Source organism: Streptomyces atratus (assembly GCF_014648655.1).
Classification (GTDB): domain Bacteria; phylum Actinomycetota; class Actinomycetes; order Streptomycetales; family Streptomycetaceae; genus Streptomyces; species Streptomyces atratus.
The window spans coordinates 96238-117645 of record NZ_BMRN01000012.1 but is presented as its reverse complement, the minus strand read 5'-3'; the positions used below and the strand labels follow the sequence as shown (position 1 = coordinate 117645).

Sequence of the window (21408 nt, the reverse complement as noted above, 5' to 3'; positions counted from 1 at the left end):
CAAGACACCCAAATGCCACTTCCGGATAATCTGACAATCTGCCAATCGCCCTTATTTATGGGCACATTGATATGGCATTAGCCCGTCCAGGCGACTTCCTGATGCCCTCTCACCCCTGGTGGCGGCGTGTCTCTATTGACACGGCCCGGGCGGGAGCCGTACGCCACCGCCCTGATTGCCCGTCATCCGCAGTCCCACCCGCCCTGACCTGCAGTGACGCGCCGATAGTGCGTGCCGAAGAGCGTTCCCCGGGTCGCCGGGTGCCCTGTGGCCGCGGGTGAGCACTCATTCCACGGCGACGCCGGCCGTATCCGGTGCGTCCCGCCGTCCGGAGCGCAGAGCCCAGCCCGCAGCGTACGCGAGCAACGCGACGCCCCAGGCCAGGATGCTCATCAACAGCTGCGAGCGGCTGTCGGCGACGAAGTACTGACGAGCACGGCGCGTACCGGGACTCCGCGGTGGTTGACCTGAGGCAAGAGGCCGGTGCCTCGCGGTTGCCCGACAGTACGAGCAGCATCCGGGACGCCGTGTACAGGCCGGAGTTGAGACAGGACAGCATCGAGGTGAGACGACGATGGCCCAGAGGTGCCGGTAGAGCCATCCCACGCTGAACCCGGCCCGGCCGCCGAAGGCGGTGCGCGCGTACTCGGCGAACGAGCCGGTCGTCGGCTGCGCGGCGTCATGACGCCCCGTGTGTCAGCGGTAGGCCGCCTGCCCGGTGAGGGCATGGCCGACGGCCAAGGTGTGGATCTCGCTGGTGCCCTCGTAGGTCAGGACCGATTCGAGGTTGTTGGCGTGCCGCAGGGGCGAGTACTCCAGCGAGATGCCGTTGGCCCCGAGTACGGTCCGGCATTCGCGGGCGATGGCCAGAGCCTCGCGTACGTTGTTGAGCTTGCCGACGCTGATCTGCTCGGGCCGCAGCGTCTCCCGTTCCTTGAGTCGTCCCAGATGCACCGCGAGCAGGGCGGCGTTGCCGAGCGACAGTGCCATGTCGGCCAGCTTGCGCTGGGTGAGCTGGAAGGCACTGATCGGCTTGCCGAACTGGATGCGCGAGTCGGCGTAGTCGAGCGTCGCCTGCAGGCAGTCGCGCCCGGCGCCGACCGCGCCGAAAAGGATCCCGAAGCGGGCCTCGTTCAGGCAGGACAGCGGGCCGCGCAGTCCCCGGGCCCCGGGCAGGATGGCCGAACCGGGCAGGCGGACGTCCTCGAAGTGCAGCTCGGAGGTGATCGACGCACGCAGCGACATCTTCTGCTTGATGTTGCTGGTGGTGAAGCCGGGGGTGCCGCGCGGGACGAGGAAGCCCCGCACCCCGTCCTCGGTATGCGCCCAGACGGTGGCGACATCGGCGATACCGCCGTTGGTGATCCACATCTTGGAGCCGTTCAGGATCCAGTCGCTGCCGTCGCGGACGGCCCGGGTACGCATGTCGGCCGGATTGCTGCCGAAGTCCGGCTCGGTCAGCCCGAAACAGCCGATCGCCTCACCTGCGGCGAGCCGCGGCAGCCACTCCTGCTTCTGTTCCTCCGATCCCCACTGCCGGATCGAGAACATGGAGAGGGATCCCTGGACGGACACGAAGCTGCGCAGACCCGAGTCGGCCGCCTCCAGCTCCAGGCAGGCGAGTCCGTAGCTGACCGCGCCCGTGCCCGCGCAGCCGTAGCCGTCCAGGTGCATGCCAAGCACACCGAGTTTGCCGAGTTCGGGCGCCAGTTCGCGGGCGAAGTGCGCGTCCTCGAACCATTGGCCGATGTGCGGACGGACCCGCTCGGTCAGGAATCGGGCGACCGTGGCCTGGATCTCGCGCTCCTCGTCGGTGAGCAGGGAGGCGATGTCCAGCAGGTCGAGCGGGTCCTTGAGGCGCTTGGCCGGGGGCATGGGGGAACTCCTTCGGTACGTGCTGCCGGTGTCGATCGGAATGAGTGCGGGGTACGGCGGCGGGCCGGCCGGGCGGTCAGCTGTCCAGCCAGCGCCTGAGGTCCTCGGTGTGTTCGCCGAGCCGCGGCGGGCGCCGCTCGTAACGCGGCGGGGTACGGGACAGCCCGATGGGGTTGGCCACCAGGCGCATCGGGTCGTCGGGGTCCGCGTCGGCCGGTGCGACCCGCGGGGACAGGCCCAGGCGTTCGGCGAGGTCGAAGGCGCCTGCAAGGTCGTTGACCGGACCGCAGGGCACCCCGAGCGGGGTGAGCAGGTCGAACCACTCGGCGGCGGTACGCAGGGCGAGCCGTGCGGAGATCTCCTCGGCCAGCGCATCGACGTGCGCGACCCGGTCCGCGTTCGAGGCGAACCTGGGATCGGCGGCGAGCGCGTCTGCGCCCAGGCCCCGGCACAGGGCGAGGAACTGCCGGTCGTTGCCGACGGCGACGACCAGCGGCCGGTCCGCAGCCCCGTACACCTCGTACGGGGCGATGGACGGGTGACGGTTGCCGAGGATGCCCGGCACCTGGCCGGCCAGGGTGTACCCGCCCGCCTGGTTGACCATGCTCGACAGCAGCGAGGACAGCAGACTGACCTCGACGTGCTGGCCTTCGCCGGTCGCGTCGCGGTGGCGCAGCGCCGCCAGGACCCCCACGGCCGCGTGCAGGCCGGTCAGTACGTCGACCAGCGCCACGCCCGTCTTGACGGGCTGCCCAGGTGCGGGCCCGGTGACGCTCATCAGCCCGCCGACCGCCTGCAGCAGCAGGTCGTAGCCGGGGAGCGAGGCGCCTTCACCGGCTCCGAATCCGGTCACCGAGCAGTAGACGATGCCGGGGTTGAGCGCGTGGGCCTCCTCGTAGGAGAGCCCGTACTTGTCCATCGTGCCGGGGCGGAAGTTCTCGAAGAGCACATCGGCGCGGCGCACCAGCTCGTGCGCGTCGCGGCGTCCTTCCTCCGTGCCGAGATCGACGGCGAAGGACCGCTTGTTGCGGTTCACGGACAGGAAGTAGGTGGACTCGTCATGGGCGCGCGGCGGGCCCCAGGCCCGGGTGTCGTCGCCGGTGCCCGGACGTTCCACCTTGATGACGTCGGCGCCCAGGTCCGCCAGGAGCATCGTGGCGTACGGGGCGGCCAGCACCCGTCCGAAGTCGGCGACCACGACACCCGACAGAGGGCCGGGAACGGAAGCGTTCACCGGATCACCGTCCGGGAACCGCGTATGTACACCGTGGTCGTGACAGGGAAGGTGAAGGGTGCGACGGCCGCGGTCACACCCACCGGACGCCGTACGGCCCGAATCTGCTCGCCGGGGCGCGGCGACGCGAAGACCTCACCGGACGGGCGGTCGGCCCCGGCGGCGTAGTAGCGCAGGATCTCGGCCGCGCGCCGCAACTCGCCGACGCCCTCGGCGCGGGTCTTGCCCTCCTCGCGGCACAGCTCCTCGCCCCACTCGGCGGCGCGGGCGTCGAGGCGGTCCGCGGCACGGGCCGGGACCCGGCCGCACGACCGGTGCGGCAGCGCGGCCCGGGCGGGCAGGTCCGCGCGGGCGGCCGCCACGGCTTCATCCAGCTCGGCGTGGCCGGCCAGGTGCCCCGTCGCGACCGTCTCCTCGGGGCGGGCGGGGTTGGTGCTGATGAGCTCGGCACCGTCGCTGCTCCGCCACTGCCCGGCCACGAGGTGGCGCAGCAACGGCGTCTGCTGCGCGGAATCCGGTGCGGGATCCGCCGCGTAGGCGGTGGCTGGGGTGTGCTGCATGTGCCTTCCTCTCGATACGCGTCCTTGCGCGAGGCGACCTGCCGAGTGCCCGGCCGGTGACGGTCGGGATCGCGAAGCCACATCTTGGGCACACGGCACGCGTCCCCGCAGTGGACGAGATGTCCCGCCCTGATACCGCAGGGCACTCCAATCCGTCCATGGGTGGTGCGCCCGGACGACTGGTTTGCTCGGCAGCCCGCGCCGCTGTGCGCCGGCACCCCACTCTTCACACTCCGCCGCCCGGGTCGCCGAGCGGGCCGACGCGCAGCTGCAGCGCTTCACCCGCACCTGCTTCCTCGTGAACCCGTACCGCTCCTGCCTGGACGTGTGCGAAAAGCTCAACCGGTACGCCCCGGTACCGGGCGAGAAGCGCTGGTGCCGACCGCGGGAAGCTACGGCAACGTACTGCGGTTCCTGCCGCCGCTGCCCATCCCGGACACACTCCTCGACGAGGGCTCGGGGCTGCTCGGTGAGGTGATCGCGCAGGAGGGTGCGGCACTGGTGCGTGAGAGCGGTGTCGCGGTGTCACCGGTGACTGATCCTCACGGCCGGGATGTGCGGACCACCCCGTCCGCATCGGCGTTCTCCCCCGGCCAGGCCGACAGCGCCAGCAGCAGCTCGGCCCGTACGTGGGCGGAGCCGAGATCGACGTCCAACAGCGCGCGGATCCGGTCGACGCGGCTGTGCAGCGTATGCCGGTGTACTCCCAGGGACGTCGCGGCCGCGCCCCACTGGCCGTGATGCTCCAGGAACGCACGGAGCGATGCGATGAGATCCGTGCCGTGCTCCCGGTCGTAGTCGGCGAGCGGGGCGATGCGGACCGCGGACAGCTCGCGCAGCAGACCACGGGTCTCGGGCGCGGTGACCAGGACCTGGCCCGCCAGCGACGCGAAGGGGACGAGTTCGTGCCCGCTGCGTGCCTCGGCCGCCGCGGCGGCGTTGGCGGCCTCGCGCAGCGCCTGGGGCACCGCGTCCAGACCGTGCGTGTCACTCAGCCCGGCATGGGGCCTCGGTCTCAGCCGGGCCGCCGCACCGTCGGTGAGCGCACGGGCCTGCGCCGACCCGTCGCCCGGAAGAAGCAGCACCGCGCACCCGCCGCGAACGGTGCCGAAGCGGGGCAGACCCCGCTCGGCGAAATCGCTGCCCGCCGCGTCCAGCGCCCGCCGGGGGCTGCCACCGCGCAGCACGAGCACGCTGATTCCGTCCCTCACGGGGAACCCGGCCTCCGTGAGATGGGCGCGGGCCGTGGGCGCGGACACCGTCCCGTCCAGGAGCATGCGCAGGAACAGGCCGTTGACGTGGTGCTGTTCGTCCATGAGGCGCAGTGGCTTCTCCTCATGGAGGGCAATGAGCGACGCCGCGTGACCGAGGAGGAGGTGGTCCACGGCGGTCAGCTCCCGGCCGGTGACGAGCGCAAGGCGGCCGTGGGCCCGGGGCCCGACGCGTACCTGCTGTGCCGCGACGCTCCCCTGCGGCCCGGTGCTCACTGCCGCCGAGGCCCCGTCACCCGCTCCAGGAGCACGCAGCTCCGCCAGAACGACCGGTTCCGGCCCTGCCGAGCCCGGCGGATGAGACGCCCGCACGGCGCCCTCCCCGTCCATGTACAGCACCTGGGTACCGGTCGAGACAGCGAGTTCACGCACGACCGCCTGGGCGCCGCGCAGCGCGGCACGGGTCATCCGGAGCTGGATCCGGGAAGCGTGCACGACCCCTTCGTAACTCTGCTCCGCCAGACGTTCCATCACGGCCTTGGTGATCGCGACGAAGGGCGTGGGCAGCGGTATTTCGAGCAGCGGCAGTCCGGCCTCCTCGGCTGCCTCGACCAGGGCGGCCGGGACCCGCGCATGGGACAGGCCGGTGCCGAACGCGACGGCGGCCACGCCGGAACCGGCCAGTCGTGCCACGTAGGCACGTTGCCCCGCGGGTGTCCCCGGCAGCCTCAGGCCGGTGGTGAGCAACAGCTCGCCGCCACTGAGCCAAGGGGTGGGGTCGGCCAGTTCGATGCTGTGCGCCCACGCCACTTCGCGGTCGAGTGCACTGCGGCCCGCGAGCACGGTCAGTCCGAGCTCGCGGCGGCGGGTCAGCCAGTTCAGGGATACGCCCATGCGTTCGTCCCCCGTTCCCCGGTCCCCGCGCACCGGCCTGCCCGGTCCGCCGTGTCCCGGGAACCTAGCAGGTCAGCACAGGTCACCCCCGTCGCCCCAGGTGCACCGTACGGACCGTGAGCAGGAAGACATCGGGGCGGCGGCGCAGCCCGGCCGGGTCCTCGGGGTCGAGCAACCGGTCCAGTACGGCGATGTCGTCGGCCATCAGGGACTCTTCGAACATCTCGCGCCGACGGGCGAATTCGGCGATGACATGGTCGCGGGCCGGCTCGGAGAGCGGCGCCGGAAGGTCCAGCAGGAAACTGCGGGTGCCCTGCGGGTCCAGACCCACCGCGGTGAACAGGGCGCCCCAGTCCTCGGTCTCCCGCTTGGTCCCGGGCAGTGACGCCCGCATGTCCTCGAACCAGTCCGCGGTGATCGCGTCGAGCCTGGCCTCCAGACCCGGCCGCCCCATGCCGATGTCACGCGGGAGCTGGCGGGGCGGCAGACCGCCCTCCACCAGGGCGACGGTCCCACCGGGGCGCAGCAGCGCGGCGAACCCGGCGAGGACTGCGCGCTGGTCACCCATGTGATGCAGGGCGTTGCCCGCCCAGATCAGATCCGCCTCCCCCAGCTCGGCGAGGCCGTCGGGGATGTCGGCCTGCTGTGTACGGACCCGGTCACCGAGACCGAGCCGCTGCGCGCGGGCCCGGGTGCGTTCCAGAAGCGCCGGGGTGCCGTCGACGGCGACGACTTCCGCCTCGGGAAACACCTCGGCGAGCAGACAGGCGATCACGCCGGGTCCGCTGCCGATGTCGAGAATCCTGCGCACCTTCGGGGCCGTGGGCAGGGAGGCGATCCAACGGGCCGCCTCCTCGTACTGCGGGCGGCTGAGCTCGGCGTTCTGCTCCAGCCGCGGGCCCATGACGCCCCAGTCGATGTCGGTGGTGTCGTGCTGGTGTCCCGGTGTGCTGCCGTGGTGATGACCAGAGGTGGTGTCGTGCTGATGGCTGCCGGTGGTGTCGTGATGGTGACCGTGGTCGGTGTGCTGGCTCATGGGGACAGCCTCACCACGCATCAACCCCCTGGCAAGATTCTTTGCCGGTTCGGCAAGCCGCTGCACCGGTACTCCTCGGGCCGATGCCCCGGACGCGCTCGGGACAGGCAGTCGCCGTCTCAGTCTCTCGCACACAGTGCCAGCAGCCGGTACCGCGGATCTGCTCGCGGCCTGTCGGGCTCGGGCAGGGACGTCAGTACGGTCGCAAGCCGCTCGGCCGCCGTCCCCGGCAGGTTCAGGCGTGAGGCGAAATAGCCCTCGCGCACCTTCTGTGCCGCACTCAGCGGGCTCTGGCCCTGGCCATGGCCGCGGAAGTGGGCCTCCCCCACCACATCGAGGCCGGCCTCCGAGCCGTACCTGACGATCAGATCCGCGGAATCGGACGGATCGGCGTCGAGGTGGGGGGCGAATGCCTCGTCGATGTCGCTGCCCACGTCGTGGGCCACGTCCTTGTCGACGGTGGTGACGAACACACCGCCCGGCCTCAGCACCCGCGCCGCCTCGGACACCACCGCCCGCACATCCCCCTCCCCACGCAGCAGGTGCAGCAGCCAGACAGCGCCGACCGCGTCCACCGCCGCGTCCGGCAGCGGCAGCCGGCGTGCGTCGGCGAGCGCCACCGCGCCGATCCGCTGCCGAGCGACCTGTGCCATGCCGTACGAGAAATCGGTACCGAACACGCCGAGTCCGGGGCGGGCAAGGGCTATTCGCTCGGTGACCAGTCCCGTACCGCAGCCGATGTCCAGAAGGGTGCGGGCGGATGACGGGATCAGTCCGAGCACTGCGGCGGCTGCGGCCTCGGCCCTGGGCACGCCGCCGCGCGTGGCGTCGTAGTGGGCTGCCACGGTGTCATAGTTCAGCACCTGGCCGACTCTAGGACACACCCGACCGAATGGACACCGGCATATTGCCGGTGGGCCGCCGGGCCCATAACTTGCGTTCATGGAGCTGGAGTTGCGCCATCTGCGTACTGTGCGTGCCATCGCCGACACCGGGAGCCCGACCAAGGCGGCCGCCACCCTCGGGCTCGCCCAGCCTGCGCTGAGCGCGCAATTGCGACGGATCGAGAAGGCTCTCGGCGGCCCCCTCTTCGAGCGGGATCACACCGGTGCCCGGCCCACGCTCCTCGGTGAGCTGGTACTCCAACGGGCCCGGGTGGTGCTGCCCGCCGTGAGCGAGCTCCAGGAGGAGGCGGTGCGGTTCGCCAACGCCTGGGGGACGATGGAGCGCTTCCGGCTGGGCGGCACGCACGGCCCGCTGCTGGGCGGTCTCGTCGACCGCCTGGTCGCCGCGCATCCGGCCGCGCCCGTGTCGACGTACACCTCCTGGTCGGTCGTCGAGATCGCCTCCCAACTGGTCGACAGGAGACTCGACTTCGCGCTCATCGGGGCCTGCGGGGAGAGCCCTCCGCCCGCGAACGACCGGCTGACGTGGCAGATGATCGGGGTCGATCCGGTCTTTGTGATGCTGCCGGACTCCCACCCGCTCGCCGGTGAACAGGAGCTCGACCTCTCGTCCCTGGCGGACGAGTGCTGGGCGGATGTTCCGGGCGACGGCTGTTTCGCGGACTGTTTCGTGGGCGCCTGCGCACGGGCCGGGTTCAGTCCGGTTTCGGTGTACGAGACGGACACGGCGTCCGTCGTCCATCTCGTCCAGGTGGGGCGGGCGGTCGGACTGTGCCGGGCGACGTTCCCGCCGGCCCCGGGTCTGGTGACGCGCCCGCTCATCGGTTCGCCGCTGAGCTGGCGCCATCTGCTGGGCTGGCATCCACGTTCGGCAGCGGCCGCAGCGGCGTCCGGAGCGGTGAGCGGACACAGCCGGGCGGCGTACGCGGAGGCGGTGGAGCGCAGCGAGAGCTATACGCGATGGCTCGCCGCGCATCCACGGTTCGGCGCTGCGATGTGACATGCCATCGCACATCCACGCCTCTGCACGCGATGTGGCATGTCATCGCACTTCCCCTCCTCCGCAAGCGATGTGACATGTCATCGCACTTCTCCGCCGTCTCGGCGCTGCAATATGACATGCCATCACGCACCCCGTTTCAGCCCTGCACTGTGACATGTCATCGCGCACGAGCGGCCTGCCCGCGGCGCGGCTGCACATGGCCCGCCCGTCCCGGCCCCCCGGCCCGGTGTTCAGTGGCGTGCCCGCCCATCCGGCTACCTCACGCCGTGTCCGGCGGCGATCGCCACCACCCGCGCGGCCAGGTTCAGATCGTTCTCGGTGACCACACCACCCGCGTCGTGGGTGTTCACGGACAGGGTGACGGTGTTGTAGCCGAGGGTCAGATCGGAGTGGTGGTTCAGTTCGTCCTGGATCTGGGCGACATGCACGGTCAGCCCGACGGCGGCGAAATGCGTGCGGAGCCGGTAGGTGCACGTGATCCGGTCTCCCTCCAGCGACCAGCCGGGCAGGTCACCCAGACGGTCCTCGATCTCCTTCTGCGACAATGGTGCGGCGGGCATGCTGCGACTCCCTACGAGCGATCGGTGCCGGTCGGCGGTGCCGGTGACGTTACGGTCTTCGTATGACAACTGTCGCGCTTGACACGGGGGTAGGGCCGCTGCTGCGCAGCTGGCGGGAGCAGCGTCGCATCAGCCAGCTGGAGCTGGCGCTCCGCGCGGATTCCTCGGCCCGGCACATTTCCTTCATCGAGACGGGCCGTTCCCGCCCCAGCGAGGACATGATCCTGCGGCTGGCCGAGCATCTCGACATCCCGGTCAGGGAACGCAACGCCCTGCTGGTGGTGGCCGGTTACGCGCCCCGCTACGCACAGACCGCGCTCGACGACCCGGCGCTGGGCGCGCTGCGCGAGGGGATGGAGCGACTGCTCCAGGGGTACGACCCCTACCCGGCGCTCGTCGTCGACGGTATGTACAACGTGGTGGCGGCCAATCGGGGTATCGCAATGCTGCTGGAGGGAGTGGCCGGGCATCTGCTGGCCCCGCCGCTGAATGCCATGCGGCTCACTCTCCATCCGGAGGGCCTGGCCCCACGCATCCGCAATCTTCGGGAGTGGCGTGCCGATCTGCTGGCGCAGATGGAGCGTCAGATCGCCCTGGCCCGGTCTGCGGAGCTGCGTGAGCTGTACGAGGAGGTCGCGGGCTATCCCGCACCGGAAGGTGCTGACAGGGCCGAGGGGGCCGGAGCCGCAGGGAGCGGCGGGGGCGCCGGGAGCCCTGTCGGGGAGAACCCGGGAGCCGGCCCCGCGTCCTCCCTGCCGTTCGCGCTGCCCTTGCATATCGAGCACGGCGGGCAGGTGCTCTCGTTCGTCTCCTCCATCGCGACGTTCAATACCCCGATGGATGTGACGGTGGCCGAGCTGGCCATCGAGACGTTCCTGCCCGCCGACCGGGCGACCGCCGACCATCTGCGTTCCCTCACTTCCTGACGATCGGGCGGATCCAGGGGGCGTCGGCCCGCGCCAGGACGATCGCGGCCGTGGTCACGACCGCCAGGACCGCCACGGCGAGCAGCAGGGGAAGTCGCGGGTGCCCGTGCAGTACGGCCACGGCTCCGACGAATGCTCCGGTCATCATGGCGGCTGCCGACAGCACCCGCCGTCCGGCCTTGCTGCCGCCTCCGCCGGCGAAGCGGCTGTCGGAGAGGATGCCGGTGATGGTCAGGGTCAGCACGGTGGTGGTGAGGTCGGGGACCGCCAGCGCCCGGGAGATGGCGTTCTGCGCACCGAGTCCGAGTCCGAGCAGTGCGATGAGCGCGAAGCGGACCCCACCCACGAACGGATGGCCGGAGGCCAGAGTGACGATCAGCGCGGCCAGGACACAGGCGGTCTCGACGAGGAGCGCGTACAACAGCATCCGGCCGCGATGCGTCAGGGCACGGTGCACGATCAGGCCGCCGAGCAGTGCCCCCACCGCGAATGCGGCGAGTGCGACGAGCGAGGCGGCGAACGAGAATCCGGGGGCTCCGGCGATCGCGAAGCCGGAGAAGACCACATTGCCGGTCATGTTCGCGACGAAGACCCGGCCGAGTTCCAGGTAACTGACGGCGTCGACCAGCCCGGTGACGACGGTCAGGGCGAGCATCATGGGCGGCAGCGGTCCATGCCGGTCGTTCATGTCCGGTACGACGGTGGACCATGCCTCACGCAGCACGACGGACAGTGACACGGGCACGCTCCGATCACGGGGTGGGTGGTCGAAATTGTGCCGCCTCCGGCACACGGAACACCACGACCGCCGCACATCGCCCCCGCCCGGAAGGAGGCCGGTTCCCGGGGCGGGGGCGATGTGCGTTGCGGAGCCGCTATACGCGTGCCCCGTTGTCGAGCGGATCCCGGCGCGCCGTCTTCGTACCGGACCGGCGTCCGGGAGCCCGCTTCCGGGCGGGCGGCGGGGCCTTGCTGCTCCGCTCCAGGAGGAGCGCAGCCGGTACGGCGGTCAGCACCGAGGAGTACGTGCCGACGCAGATGCCGATCAGCAGGGCGAGCGCAAAGTCCGCGAGGGAGTCGCCGCCCAGCACGGCAAGTGCGGTCAGGATGAACAGGGCACCCATTCCGGTGTTGACCGTTCTGGGGACGGTCTGGAGAACGGCCTGGTTGGCGACCGTGGCGAGAGGCACGCGACGGGCCTTCGCCCACAGTTCCCGCACCCGGTCGAAGACGACAACCGAGTCGTTGACGGAGTATCCGATGACGGTGAGGAGTGCGGCCAGGAAGATGCCGTCAACGGTGCGTCCGAGCCAGGCGAAGGCGCCGACCAGGATGATGACGTCGTGGACCAGCGCCGCGACCGAGGCCACGGCGAACGTCCAGCGGAACCGGATCGCCAGATACGCCAGCTGTACGAGCACGGCGATGCCGAGCGCGATCAGGGCGTTGCGCCGGAGTTCGTCGCCGAGGCTGGGGCCGATGAGTTCGTCGCGGACCTTGGTGGTTTCGCCGCCCTCCTCCGCGAGGGCGGCGCGCAGGGCGTGTTCGCCGTCGTTGTCGAGTTTTCCGGTGCGTACGGAGAGGTCGCCCGCCCCCGCCGTGGTGACCTCGGCGTCTGCGAAGCCCGCATTGGCGAGAGCGGTGCGAGCCCGCTCGACGTCGACGGGCCGGCTCGTCGAGTACTCGACGAGCCGGCCGCCGGTGAATTCGACGCCCAGGTTGACGCCGCGTACGACGATGCCGAGGACCGCGACGGCGATCAGTGCCGTGGAGATGAGCAGCCAGCGGCGCGGCGAACGCATCAGCTGGGGATCCCGGCGGGTCAGCCAGGTGCGTACCCGGCCGGGGGCGGCGATACCGTTGATGCCCCGGTAGTCGCTGACGAATCGTGAGCGTGCGGCGATGTCGGTGAGTGCGCGGGCGATGACGAGTGCGGAGAACATCGAGGCGAGCACACCGATGGCGAGTGTGACACCGAAACCCTTCACCGGCCCGGAGCCGAGGAAGAAGAGCAGCCCGGCCGCGATCAGCGTCGTGACGTTGGAGTCGGCGACGGCGCTCCAGGCGTTTCGGAATCCGGCGGTCAGCGAGGAGCGCAGGGAGCGGCCCGGGTGCTGTGCGTGTTCCTCTCTGGCCCGTTCGAAGACCAGCACGTTGGCGTCGACCGCCATCCCGATGGCCAGGACGAACCCGGCCAGGCCGGGCAGGGTGAGGGTGACTCCGAGGGCGACCAGGGCCGCGTAGGAGATCAGCCCGTAGGCACCGAGCGCGACGGCGGCGAGCGCGCCGAAGAGCCGGTAGACGATGGTGATGAAGAGTGCGGTGGCCGCGGCGCCGATGAGAGCGGCCCGGGCGCTGGCGTCGATGGCGGCGGCGCCGAGCGTCGGGCCGACGGTCCGCTGTTCGACGATCTCGACGGGGAGCGGCAGAGCGCCGCCCTTGATGAGCAGGGCCAGTTCCCGGGCCTCGTCGGCGCTGAAGGAGCCTGTGATCTGGGTGGACCCGGACGGCAGGCCGACGTTGCAGCCGACCGAGGGGGAAACCTGTGGCGATGAGATGATCTGCTGGTCGAGGACGATGGCGACGCGGCGCCGGTCGTCCTGGACCGGGTGGCAGGCGGCCTCACCGGTCAGCCGGGTCCAGTCCCGGCCGGCCTTCTTGTGGAAGTCGAGGGAGACGGTCCAGCCGGCGCCCTGCTGGGCGTCGAACGCGGCGGTGGCGTCCTTGACGCCCGCGCCGGAGAGCCGGGCCGGGCCGAGGTCGAGGGAGCGGCCCTGCTCGTCCGGGAGCGTCGGCCCGTTGCCGGCCTCGGCGTCGCCCTTGGCGTCCGCCCTGTCGCCGTTCTGCGCGGCGGGGCCCTGGACCGCGTGGAAGCTGAGCTGGGCGGTTCTGCCGATGACTTCGGCGGCCTTGCGCGGGTCCTGGACGTCCGGGAGTTCGACGATGATCCGGTCCTCGCCGGAGCGGGTCAGGGTGGGTTCGGTGACGCCGAGGGAGTCGATGCGCTGGCGGAGCACCTCAAGGGTGCGGTCGGTGCTCTCCCGGTCCGCTTTCGCGGTGTCGGAGTCCTTGGCCTGGAGCACCATTCTGGTGCCGCCCTGAAGGTCGAGGCCGAGTCTGGGTGACATGGTCAGTGCGATGAGCACGGAGACGAGCAGGACGGCCGCAGCCAGAACCGCTCGCACCGTGGTGGCGCGAGTCATGGGTTTCCTCCGAGGGGGCGCCGGGCGCCCTCACCTCGGCGAGGACGTTCCGGCGGGTCTGTGGGACGGGGCCGGTGGCAGGACCGGTGGCCGGTGAACGGCCGTCCTCGGAGGCCCGCGTACGGCGGGGAGCGCGACGCGGAAGCGGTCGGTGGCACGAGGGGGTGCGGCGGGTGCCCGCTGGGGGGCGTGGTGCGGTACGCGGATGCCCCCTGCGCCGGGCAGCAGGAAGTGGGGGCCGGGCGGCGGCAGATGGTGCTGGGTGCGGGCGTGGTCGGTACCGGCCCTGGGCCGGGGTGCGGTCGTCGGCGTCGGCCGGTGGGGGTCGGTCGCCGTGGCCGTGCGGGTGCGCCGGGTGTCGTGGACGGTGCCCGTGCGCGCGGTCCGGTCCGTGTGCGGGGTGGGCTGATGGGCGCCGGGTGAGTACGCGGCGGAGGGCGGCACACCGGCGAACGGCCGGGCGGGGAGTACGGATCCGGCGGCTGCGGGGGCGCCGCCGACGACGGTGAGTACGGTGAGCAGGAGGGCGACGAAGACCTGCCGGGCCGCCTGTGCGGTTCTGTGGCGCGCCGGGGTGCCCGGCCGTGCCCTCGGGGGCACATTCCCCGGGGGCGGCCCCGGGAGGGGGGTCACCTCGTGCGGCCGGGCAGGGCCGGTGTCGCGCCGGCCCGGCGGAGCACGGAGCTGAGTATCAGTCCGGCGCCGCGTACGACCGTGGTCGCCGGGTCGTCGGCGAGCCGTACCGGAACGCCGAGGCGGACCGCGACCCGGTCGGTGATGTCGGGGCGGGCGGCTCCGCCCCCGGCGAGCAACGGGCCCTTGCGCAGGGCCCCGAGGACGGCGCCGTGCCGGTCCTGCTTCCACATCTCGTCCACCATGTCCAGGACGGTGCGAACGACAGCGGTGGGCGGCTCGGAGGGGTCGAGGTCGCTCAGTCCCGTCTCGGCCTGGCGGGCGTCGCGGACCAGTCCGTCGACGAGGAGAGTCGCCTCGGTCAGCTCGGCGCCGATGTCGACGACGAGCAGCGGGCCGCCGTCCTGCGGTCCGGCGTATGCGGCGGCGGCCCTCGCGCTGTCCAGCGCGATGACACTCGTCGGCCCGAGTGCGGCGATCAGTTCCCTCGCCGCGGCGCGGTGCTCGGACCCGGCGAGGACGGGATGGCTGAGGACGATCACGGTGTCGGTGCGGTCCGCGCCCAGGGCGCTGTCGGCGATACGGCCGAGCATGCGGCCGCAGGACACCGGGTCGACGATGCGCCCTCGCCGGACCGGGCGGCCGTGCCCCGGCCCGGCGCCGAAGTCGCCGCAGGCGTCGGTGTCGGCGATGACGCCGTGTCCGGGCATCCAGGCGCGGGTCCGTGAACTGCCGAGGTCGAGGGCCAGGCCGCGGGTGACGCCCCGGTACTCCTGGCGGACGGGCCGGCCGAGTCGCGGTCCGTTGTGCAGCGAACGCATCGCCCCTCCCACCGGCCTGCCGACGCAGCCGTTCACACACCCATTGACCCGCTGATAGCGAGGCATGGCCGAGCCCTCACTATGCAATAGGGAGGCAAAGAAAGCCACTCCCAGGCAAAATCCAAGGGCTCGGGCGCGGCGAGGTCTCCGTCGCGGCTCACACCTCCGACGGCAGGAACCCGGCGATCAGTTCGGCGAACTCGTCCGGCGCGGCAATCCGGACACCCAGGTCCTCGGCCTTGGTGCGCTTGGATCCGGCCTTCTCCCCGGCGACGAGGAGCGTGGTGCGCTTGGAGACGCTGGACGAGGACTTCCCGCCGGCTCGCTCGATCAGCTCGTTCATCTGGTTCCGGGAGAGCTTCTCCAGCACGCCGGTCATGGCGCCGGTGACCACCACGGTCATCCCGTCCAGCGGCAGACCGGCGGTTCCCTCCCCGTCGGCGGCGGCAGCCTCTTCCGCGCCCTGTTCGCCCGGCTCCGGCGGCGGCGTCGCACCGGGCTCCGTCATATTGACCCCGGCGGCCACCAGCTTCTCGATCAGCGGGGCCAGCTCCACCAGCTCCGCGACGACGCCCGCGGCCTTCTCCTTGCCGATGCCGTCGACCCGCTGGAGCTCCTCGGCGTCGGCGGCCCTGATCCGGTCCATGTCCGCGAAGTACCGGGCGATCCGTCGCGACATGGAACGCCCGGTGCCGCGTACCCCCAGCGCGCAGAAGACCCGGGAGAGCGGTTGGGTCCGTGCCGTTTCGATGGCGGCCAGGAGGTTGTCGGTGCTGGTCTCGCCCATCCGTTCCAGGCCGAGCAGCTGCTCGCGGCCGAGGGTGAAAAGGTCTGCGAAGTCGGCCACCAGCCCGGCGTCGACGAGCTGGACGACCCGGGTGGCGCCGAGGCCCTCGATGTCGAGCTGGTCGCGGCCCGCCGCATACGAGATGGAGGCGACGAGGCGGCAGTCGCGGCCCCGGACACAGCGCCAGCGCTGCTCGCTGGTGTCGATCTCGGAGCCGCACTGCGGGCATGCCTCGGGGAAGACTATGGGCTGCTCGTCACCGGTCCGCAGATGGGCGACGGGCGCCTCGATGCGGGGAATGATGTCGCCCGCCTTGTAGACCATCACACGGTCGCCCAGGCGGAGATCGCGGCGGGTGATGTCGGCCGGGTTGTGCAGTGTGGCATAGCTGACGGTCGAGCCGTCGATCTCCACCGGTTCCAGCACGGCGCGTGGCGCGATGATGCCGGTCCTGCCGACGTTCCACTCGACGCCGAGGAGCCGGGTGACCTTCTCGACGGCCGGGAGCTTGTATGCGATGGCCCAGCGCGGCGCCCTGGTCCCTGAACCGGCCTCGCGCTGGTCGGCCGCGAGATCGGCCTTGATCACGATGCCGTCGATGCCGAACGGCAGCGAGGCGCGCAGGGCCGCGACTTCCTCGACCCTGGCCTGCACCCCCTCGACGGTGGTGACGGTGCGCGGTGCCACATCCGTGTCCGCCGCAGTGTGCACGCCGAGCCCTGCGACGTACTCCAGGACCTCGCTGTGCGGGAGTTCGGCGAGAGTGTCGGTCAGCTCTCCGGAATCGGGCAGCGGCAGTGCACCGTAGGCGAAGAAGGTCATTTCCACCGTGTACGCGCGGTCCTTGGCGCGGAGTGTGCCCGCCGCGCCGTTCCTCGGGTTGGCGAAGGGGGCGCCGCCGTGCTCGGTGCGCACGGTGTTGGCCTGTTCGAACTGCTCGGTCGTCATGAGGATCTCGCCGCGCATCTCGATCGTCACCGGCTCGACGAGTTGCTCGGGGAGGCCGACCACGGTGCCGATCGCGTGCGAGACGTCCTCGCCCGCGGTGCCGTCGCCCCGGGTGATCAGCTGTTCCAGGCGGCCCGCCCGGTAGCGGGCGGCGACCGCCAGGCCGTCGAGCTTCGGCTCCACGCTCCACGCGGCGACGGGTCTGCCGATCCGGCGCTCCAGCGACGCCGTCCATGTGGCGAACTGCTCGGCCGAGAAGACGTTGTCCAGGGACAGCATCGGTACCGTGTGCGGCACGTCCCCGCTCGCGGCGCCGCCCGCCACCTTGCCGGTCGGGGACGCTTCCAGCACCTCCTGCGGGTGCTCCTGCTCGTATGCGGCGATCCCTCGTACCAGCCGGTCGTACGCATCGTCGTCGAGCGTGCTCTCGCCCGTGGCGTAGTACGCGGCGGCGGCCTGCGACGCTTCTTCGACCGCGGCGGCATAGGCGGCGGTACCGGCGAGCACAACAGCTGAGTTCGTCATGGCCCCCATCCTGCCGCCCACCACTGACAACGCCCCTCAGCCGGCCGTCTGAACCGTCCCGCCCGCCTCGTCGGCGCCACCCACCGCGCCCGGCTGTGCCAGCGGGATCTGCGGTCCCGAGCACTCCCGCAGCCAGCGCCGCAGCACCTCGTGCACCTGCTCGGCCCCCACCAGCTCCGTGTCCTGCGCCACCGGCGCAGACAGATCCGCCGGCCACAGCAGGAACGGCCGGGACTGCTCGCCGCCCAGACCGCCGTGCGAGCCGATCTGTTCCTCGAAGGCGTGCACGCAGCCCGTGGCCCCGTCATGCATCGAGTTGACCATGATGTCGGCGACGTGCGGGAAGGTGTCGGTGCGGCGCACCGCGGCCGCCGCGCCCGGGCCGAAGGGGGCCAGCGGCCCTTCCCCGTCCTTCAGTTCCGACACCGGGACCTCGGTGCCGCCACGGCCCAGCACCACCGATCCGTGCCGCTCGCTGCGAACCAGCAGAAAGCCGATGCCGGGGTGGTTGGCGAGGGTGCCGAGCAGTGCGGGACGACTCCGGTCCAGCTGTTCGCGCGAGGCGCGTCCCTCGATGTCGGGGAACGAGATCAGGCCGAGGTTGCCGGAGGCGAGGACGACCGGGTCGGACGGCTTCGCACGGCGTTCCACCTCGCCCTCCTCGACCGGCCGGTGCAGGGCGATCCGTACCGCGTCACGCGCCTCCGAACCGCTGCGGGTGCGCTGCGCCCGACGGGGTACGGGCAGCCCGCAGCCCGCCCGTACCAGGTCCTTGAGCGTCAGCCCGTACGCCCCCGCGAAGGTCTCGCCGGGGCTCTGCCCGTGGTCGGAGAGCAGCACGATCCGGTAGGTGCGCGGGGTGTGTTCGGCGACCTTGACGATCAGGGCGAGCGAGCGGTCCAGGCGCGCGAGTACCTTCTCCGCGTCACGGCTGTGCGGTCCGGAGTGGTGCGCCACCTCGTCGTACGCGACCAGGTCGGCATAGACGGCGGTGCGTCCGGCGAACATGTCCCCGATGACGGCGGCGACCACCACATCGCGTTCGACGACGGTCGCGAAGGCCCGGATGAAGGGGTAGAGCCCACCGCGCTTGATCCGGGGCGTGTCCTTCCGTATCCGCGCCCGGGTCGACTGCCCGATCTCGCGGCAGACCTCGGCGACGAACGACAGCGCCGTACGCACGGCGTTGGCCGGATCGGAGAAGTAGGCGAAGTACCCCGCCCTGGAGCGGCGGCCCTTGCCGAGCCGGGCCGCCATGGACAGGACGAGCGCCAGCTGGTCGGCGCCGCCGCTGAAGAGGTTGCCGCGGCTGGCGCCGTCGAGCGTGAGCAGCCCGCCGTCATGGGTGCGTGCGATGGCCCGGCGCTGGAGCTCTATGGCGCTCGCGGGGCGGCTGGAGACCATGACGTCGCCGGTCTCCTTCTCGTACCAGCGGAACGCGGGCACGTCGTGGTTGCTGCCGTGCAGGATGCCGAGCTGGCTGGCGCCGGTCTGGCTGGACCAGTCGGTGCGCCACGGGGTGAGCCGGTGGCCCTCCTCGTCGGCGAGCCAGTTCGCAACGGTCGGCATCAGGCGGGATTCGGCGGCCCGGGCGAGCACGTCGTGGCCGACGCCGTCGAGCTGGATGAAGACGGTGCCCGGCGGTCCGCTGCGCCCGCTGTCCGCACCGCTGCGTCTACGGCGGCGGTCGGCGAGCCGTGAGAGCCGGCGCCGGTAGGCGTTGTCGTCGCGGACGGCCAGCGCCGTGGAGGTCGCGGAGGCGACGGCGGACATCACGGCCGCGACGACGACCGCGGTCTCCGGGTTGGCGGCGCCGCGCCCGTCCGGGATGAGCCTCAGGGCGACCAGCAGCAGCGAGCCGTTCAGGAAGAAGACGAGCATCCCCAGGACGAGTGCGGGCACGATGAGCAGTGCCCGTACCAGGACCGGCCAGACGAGCGCGGAGAGCAGACCGAACGCTCCGGCGCCCCAGGCCGCCGTGAACGCGATCTTGGTGATGCTGTCGCCGTCGTCCGACTGGAGCTGGAAGTCCGGCAGAATCCCGGCGAGCGCCAGCATCGTGAGCGTCGAGACCGCCCACACCACAACCACTCGCATCAGGGCGCTGCCGGCTGTTCGCCATCGCCCGTCACCCACGCCGTTCCACCTCACGTCCGGACCCCGCCGTTCCGGGCCCTGCCCCCCAGCTTTTCACAGCGCGGCCGCGGGCCACTGGCGGCAGCGGGCGGGAGGCCGGTCAGCAGCCGTCGTATCCGGCGGTGGGCATGGAGAGCCTGCGGTGCACACTCGCCTTCGTACGGGCGTTGTACGGCGGCTCGTCCAGTCCCGCGATCTCCAGCCGTACGCCGCGCCGCTCGCACTCCGCGGCAAAATCCGGCACCGAGGTGAGGGCCCGCGCCAGCACCCGGTCGTTGGCGGCGACGAAGAGTTCGACAGCTCCGCTCTCGACATCCGTCCACAGGGCGTGGTGGTCGGGGCGCAGCCCGTAGAAGCGCAGCTGCCGGGTGACGACGTATCCCTTGTCGGCGGCCCAGCGGGCGCACATGTCGTGCTGGCTGCGGGTGTCCACGAGGAACGGGTCGCTGTCGAGCTCTTCGAGCGGCGTGAGACTGGCGATGGCCGCCACCCGTACGTCTGTTGCATCCCCCATGGCCGTCCCCCCGTGCTAGGCGTACGGGCGACCCTACCGCTCCGGCTCCCGTACAAAAAGGCGCATGTCGGGACGGGAGGAGCGCGGAGTACGGAACGCCGGTGCGCCCCCGCCCCGGACGGAGCCGGGGCGGGGGCGCGCGTGGGACGGGTGGGTCAGAGCGAGGTCATGACGTGCTTGATGCGGGTGTAGTCCTCGAAGCCGTACGCGGAGAGGTCCTTGCCGTAGCCGGACTGCTTGTAGCCGCCGTGCGGCATCTCGGCGACGAGTGCCATGTGGGTGTTGATCCACACGCAGCCGAAGTCGAGGTTCTTGGACATCCGCATCGCCCGTGCGTGGTCCTTGGTCCACACCGAGGAGGCGAGGGCGTAGTCGACGCCGTTGGCGTACGCGACGGCCTGGGCCTCGTCCGTGAACGACTGGACGGTCATGACCGGGCCGAAGACCTCGTTCTGGATGATCTCGTCGTCCTGCTGGAGGCCGGAGACGACGGTCGGGGCGTAGAAGTACCCCTTCTCGCCGACCCGGTGGCCGCCCGCCTCGACCTTGGCGTGCTCCGGGAGGCGGTCGATGAAGCCGCTGACCTGGGCGAGCTGGCCGGCGTTGTTGAGCGGGCCGTACAGCACGTCCTCGTCGTCCGGCTGCCCCGTCCTGGTGTCGGCGGCGGCCTTGGCGAGGGCGGCGACGAACTCGTCGTGGACGGACTCCTGGACAAGGACGCGGGTCGCTGCCGTGCAGTCCTGGCCGGCGTTGAAGAAGCCCCCGACGATCAGGTCCTCGACCGCTTTCTCCAGGTCCGCGTCCTCGAAGATCACCGCAGGCGCCTTGCCGCCGAGCTCCAGGTGGACGCGCTTGACGTCCTTGGCCGCGCTCTGTGCGACCTGGATGCCGGCCCGCACCGAGCCGGTGATGGAGGCCATCGCCGGGGTCGGGTGCTCGACCATCGCACGGCCGGTCTCCCGGTCGCCGCAGATGACGTTGAAGATGCCGCGGGGCAGCTCCAGCTCCTCCAGTACGCCGCCGATGATCTCGGCGATCAGCACCGTGGAGGCGGGGGTGGTGTCGGAAGGCTTGAGGACCACGGCGTTGCCCGCGGCGAGCGCGGGCGCGAACTTCCACACGGCCATCAGCAGGGGGTAGTTCCACGGCGCGACCTGCGCGCAGACGCCGACCGGCTCGCGGCGGATGATCGAGGTGAGGCCCTCCATGTACTCGCCGGCCGAGCGGCCTTCGAGCATCCGCGCCGCACCGGCGAAGAAGCGGACCTGGTCGATGGCCGGGGCCAGTTCCTCGCTGCGGGTGAGGTGGAGCGGCTTGCCGGTGTCACGGCTCTCGGCGGCCACCAGCTCGTCGGCCCGCGCCTCCATCGCGTCGGCGATCTTCAGCAGGGCGAGCTGGCGTACGGACGGGGTGGTGTCGCGCCAGACGGGGAACGCGGCAGCGGCGGCGGCCATGGCCGCGTCGACGTCCGCATCGCCGGAGAGCGGGGACGTCGCGTAGACCTCGCCGGTGCTGGGGTCCACCACGGCGAGGGTGCGGCCGTCCGAGGCGTCCGCGAAGACGCCGTCGATGTAATTGCGGAACGTGGTGCTCATGGAACCGGTCTCTCTCATGGTCGGGCGGCGATACGGGCAAAA

Annotated in this window: 18 protein-coding genes and 1 pseudogene; 3 read left to right on the top strand and 16 right to left on the bottom strand. The window is 71.4% G+C overall.

Translation table 11 applies throughout. The annotated features are described in order from the left end of the window. The first annotated feature begins 277 nt into the window (after nucleotides 1-277). Nucleotides 278-430 carry a hypothetical protein gene (locus IEZ15_RS21390; protein WP_189278947.1) on the top strand — a complete coding sequence of 51 codons (153 nt, stop codon included), beginning with the start codon at nucleotides 278-280 and terminating at the stop codon, nucleotides 428-430. Here the strand turns inward: IEZ15_RS21390 and IEZ15_RS47090 are convergent. From IEZ15_RS47090 to IEZ15_RS21360, 7 genes and pseudogenes are all read right to left on the bottom strand, one after another. Then, nucleotides 426-568 (bottom strand): annotated as a pseudogene (locus tag IEZ15_RS47090) (amino acid transporter); the annotation flags it as partial. The gene IEZ15_RS21390 and the pseudogene IEZ15_RS47090 sit on opposite strands and share 5 nt — an antisense overlap. A 128-nt stretch (nucleotides 569-696) precedes the next feature. After that, nucleotides 697-1875 (bottom strand): acyl-CoA dehydrogenase family protein, encoded by a 1179-nt coding sequence (locus IEZ15_RS21385; protein ID WP_189278946.1) that lies wholly within the window; start codon nucleotides 1873-1875, stop codon nucleotides 697-699. A gap of 76 nt (nucleotides 1876-1951) precedes the next feature. Further along, complete coding sequence (locus tag IEZ15_RS21380) at nucleotides 1952-3109, bottom strand: CaiB/BaiF CoA transferase family protein (protein ID WP_189278945.1); 1158 nt, start codon at nucleotides 3107-3109, stop codon at nucleotides 1952-1954. Continuing rightward, nucleotides 3106-3669, bottom strand: a complete 564-nt coding sequence (locus tag IEZ15_RS21375; protein WP_189278944.1) for an aldehyde dehydrogenase family protein — start codon at nucleotides 3667-3669, stop codon at nucleotides 3106-3108. The genes IEZ15_RS21380 and IEZ15_RS21375 overlap by 4 nt, the downstream gene beginning before the upstream one ends. Nucleotides 3670-4211: 542 nt before the next feature. After that, nucleotides 4212-5774 carry a PucR family transcriptional regulator gene (locus IEZ15_RS21370; RefSeq protein ID WP_189278943.1) on the bottom strand — a complete coding sequence of 521 codons (1563 nt, stop codon included), beginning with the start codon at nucleotides 5772-5774 and terminating at the stop codon, nucleotides 4212-4214. A gap of 82 nt (nucleotides 5775-5856) precedes the next feature. Next, nucleotides 5857-6810 (bottom strand): class I SAM-dependent methyltransferase, encoded by a 954-nt coding sequence (locus IEZ15_RS21365; RefSeq protein WP_189278942.1) that lies wholly within the window; start codon nucleotides 6808-6810, stop codon nucleotides 5857-5859. Nucleotides 6811-6929: 119 nt separating this feature from the next. Next, nucleotides 6930-7673, bottom strand: a complete 744-nt coding sequence (locus IEZ15_RS21360; protein ID WP_189278941.1) for a class I SAM-dependent methyltransferase — start codon at nucleotides 7671-7673, stop codon at nucleotides 6930-6932. 79 nt (nucleotides 7674-7752) lie between these two features. On the opposite strand from IEZ15_RS21360, the gene IEZ15_RS21355 reads away from it, so the two are divergent. Next, nucleotides 7753-8715: a LysR family transcriptional regulator gene (locus tag IEZ15_RS21355; RefSeq protein WP_189278940.1), complete on the top strand. Its 963-nt coding sequence runs from the start codon at nucleotides 7753-7755 to the stop codon at nucleotides 8713-8715. Between the two features lie 257 nt (nucleotides 8716-8972). Here the strand turns inward: IEZ15_RS21355 and IEZ15_RS21350 are convergent, their stop codons facing one another. Further along, entirely contained in the window at nucleotides 8973-9278 is a 306-nt protein-coding gene (locus IEZ15_RS21350; protein WP_114247647.1) for a 4a-hydroxytetrahydrobiopterin dehydratase, read from the bottom strand. Nucleotides 9279-9340: 62 nt separating this feature from the next. Between IEZ15_RS21350 and IEZ15_RS21345 the strand changes: the two genes are divergently transcribed. Next, the gene (locus IEZ15_RS21345; protein ID WP_189278939.1) at nucleotides 9341-10204 is read left to right on the top strand and encodes a helix-turn-helix domain-containing protein; all 864 of its coding nucleotides are present in this window, start codon (nucleotides 9341-9343) and stop codon (nucleotides 10202-10204) included. Here IEZ15_RS21345 and IEZ15_RS21340 read toward each other — a convergent pair. From IEZ15_RS21340 to IEZ15_RS21305, 8 genes are all read right to left on the bottom strand, one after another. After that, complete coding sequence (locus tag IEZ15_RS21340; protein WP_114249408.1) at nucleotides 10194-10937, bottom strand: YoaK family protein; 744 nt, start codon at nucleotides 10935-10937, stop codon at nucleotides 10194-10196. The genes IEZ15_RS21345 and IEZ15_RS21340 overlap by 11 nt on opposite strands. A 142-nt stretch (nucleotides 10938-11079) precedes the next feature. Next, nucleotides 11080-13407, bottom strand: a complete 2328-nt coding sequence (gene secD / locus IEZ15_RS21335; RefSeq protein WP_189278938.1) for a protein translocase subunit SecD — start codon at nucleotides 13405-13407, stop codon at nucleotides 11080-11082. Between the two features lie 30 nt (nucleotides 13408-13437). Further along, on the bottom strand, nucleotides 13438-14007 hold the full coding sequence (locus IEZ15_RS21330) for a hypothetical protein (RefSeq protein ID WP_189278937.1): 570 nt from the start codon (nucleotides 14005-14007) through the stop codon (nucleotides 13438-13440). A gap of 29 nt (nucleotides 14008-14036) precedes the next feature. Then, nucleotides 14037-14861: an acetate and sugar kinases/Hsc70/actin family protein gene (locus IEZ15_RS21325; protein ID WP_189278936.1), complete on the bottom strand. Its 825-nt coding sequence runs from the start codon at nucleotides 14859-14861 to the stop codon at nucleotides 14037-14039. 157 nt (nucleotides 14862-15018) lie between these two features. Continuing rightward, nucleotides 15019-17130, bottom strand: coding sequence for an NAD-dependent DNA ligase LigA (gene ligA / locus IEZ15_RS21320; RefSeq protein WP_189278935.1), 2112 nt, complete (start codon nucleotides 17128-17130; stop codon nucleotides 15019-15021). Nucleotides 17131-17157: 27 nt separating this feature from the next. Next, on the bottom strand, nucleotides 17158-19257 hold the full coding sequence (locus IEZ15_RS21315) for a phage holin family protein (RefSeq protein ID WP_189278934.1): 2100 nt from the start codon (nucleotides 19255-19257) through the stop codon (nucleotides 17158-17160). A gap of 100 nt (nucleotides 19258-19357) precedes the next feature. After that, nucleotides 19358-19771, bottom strand: a complete 414-nt coding sequence (locus IEZ15_RS21310; RefSeq protein WP_189278933.1) for a hypothetical protein — start codon at nucleotides 19769-19771, stop codon at nucleotides 19358-19360. 155 nt (nucleotides 19772-19926) lie between these two features. Beyond that, nucleotides 19927-21366 (bottom strand): gamma-aminobutyraldehyde dehydrogenase, encoded by a 1440-nt coding sequence (locus tag IEZ15_RS21305; RefSeq protein ID WP_189278932.1) that lies wholly within the window; start codon nucleotides 21364-21366, stop codon nucleotides 19927-19929. Nucleotides 21367-21408 lie beyond the last annotated feature (42 nt).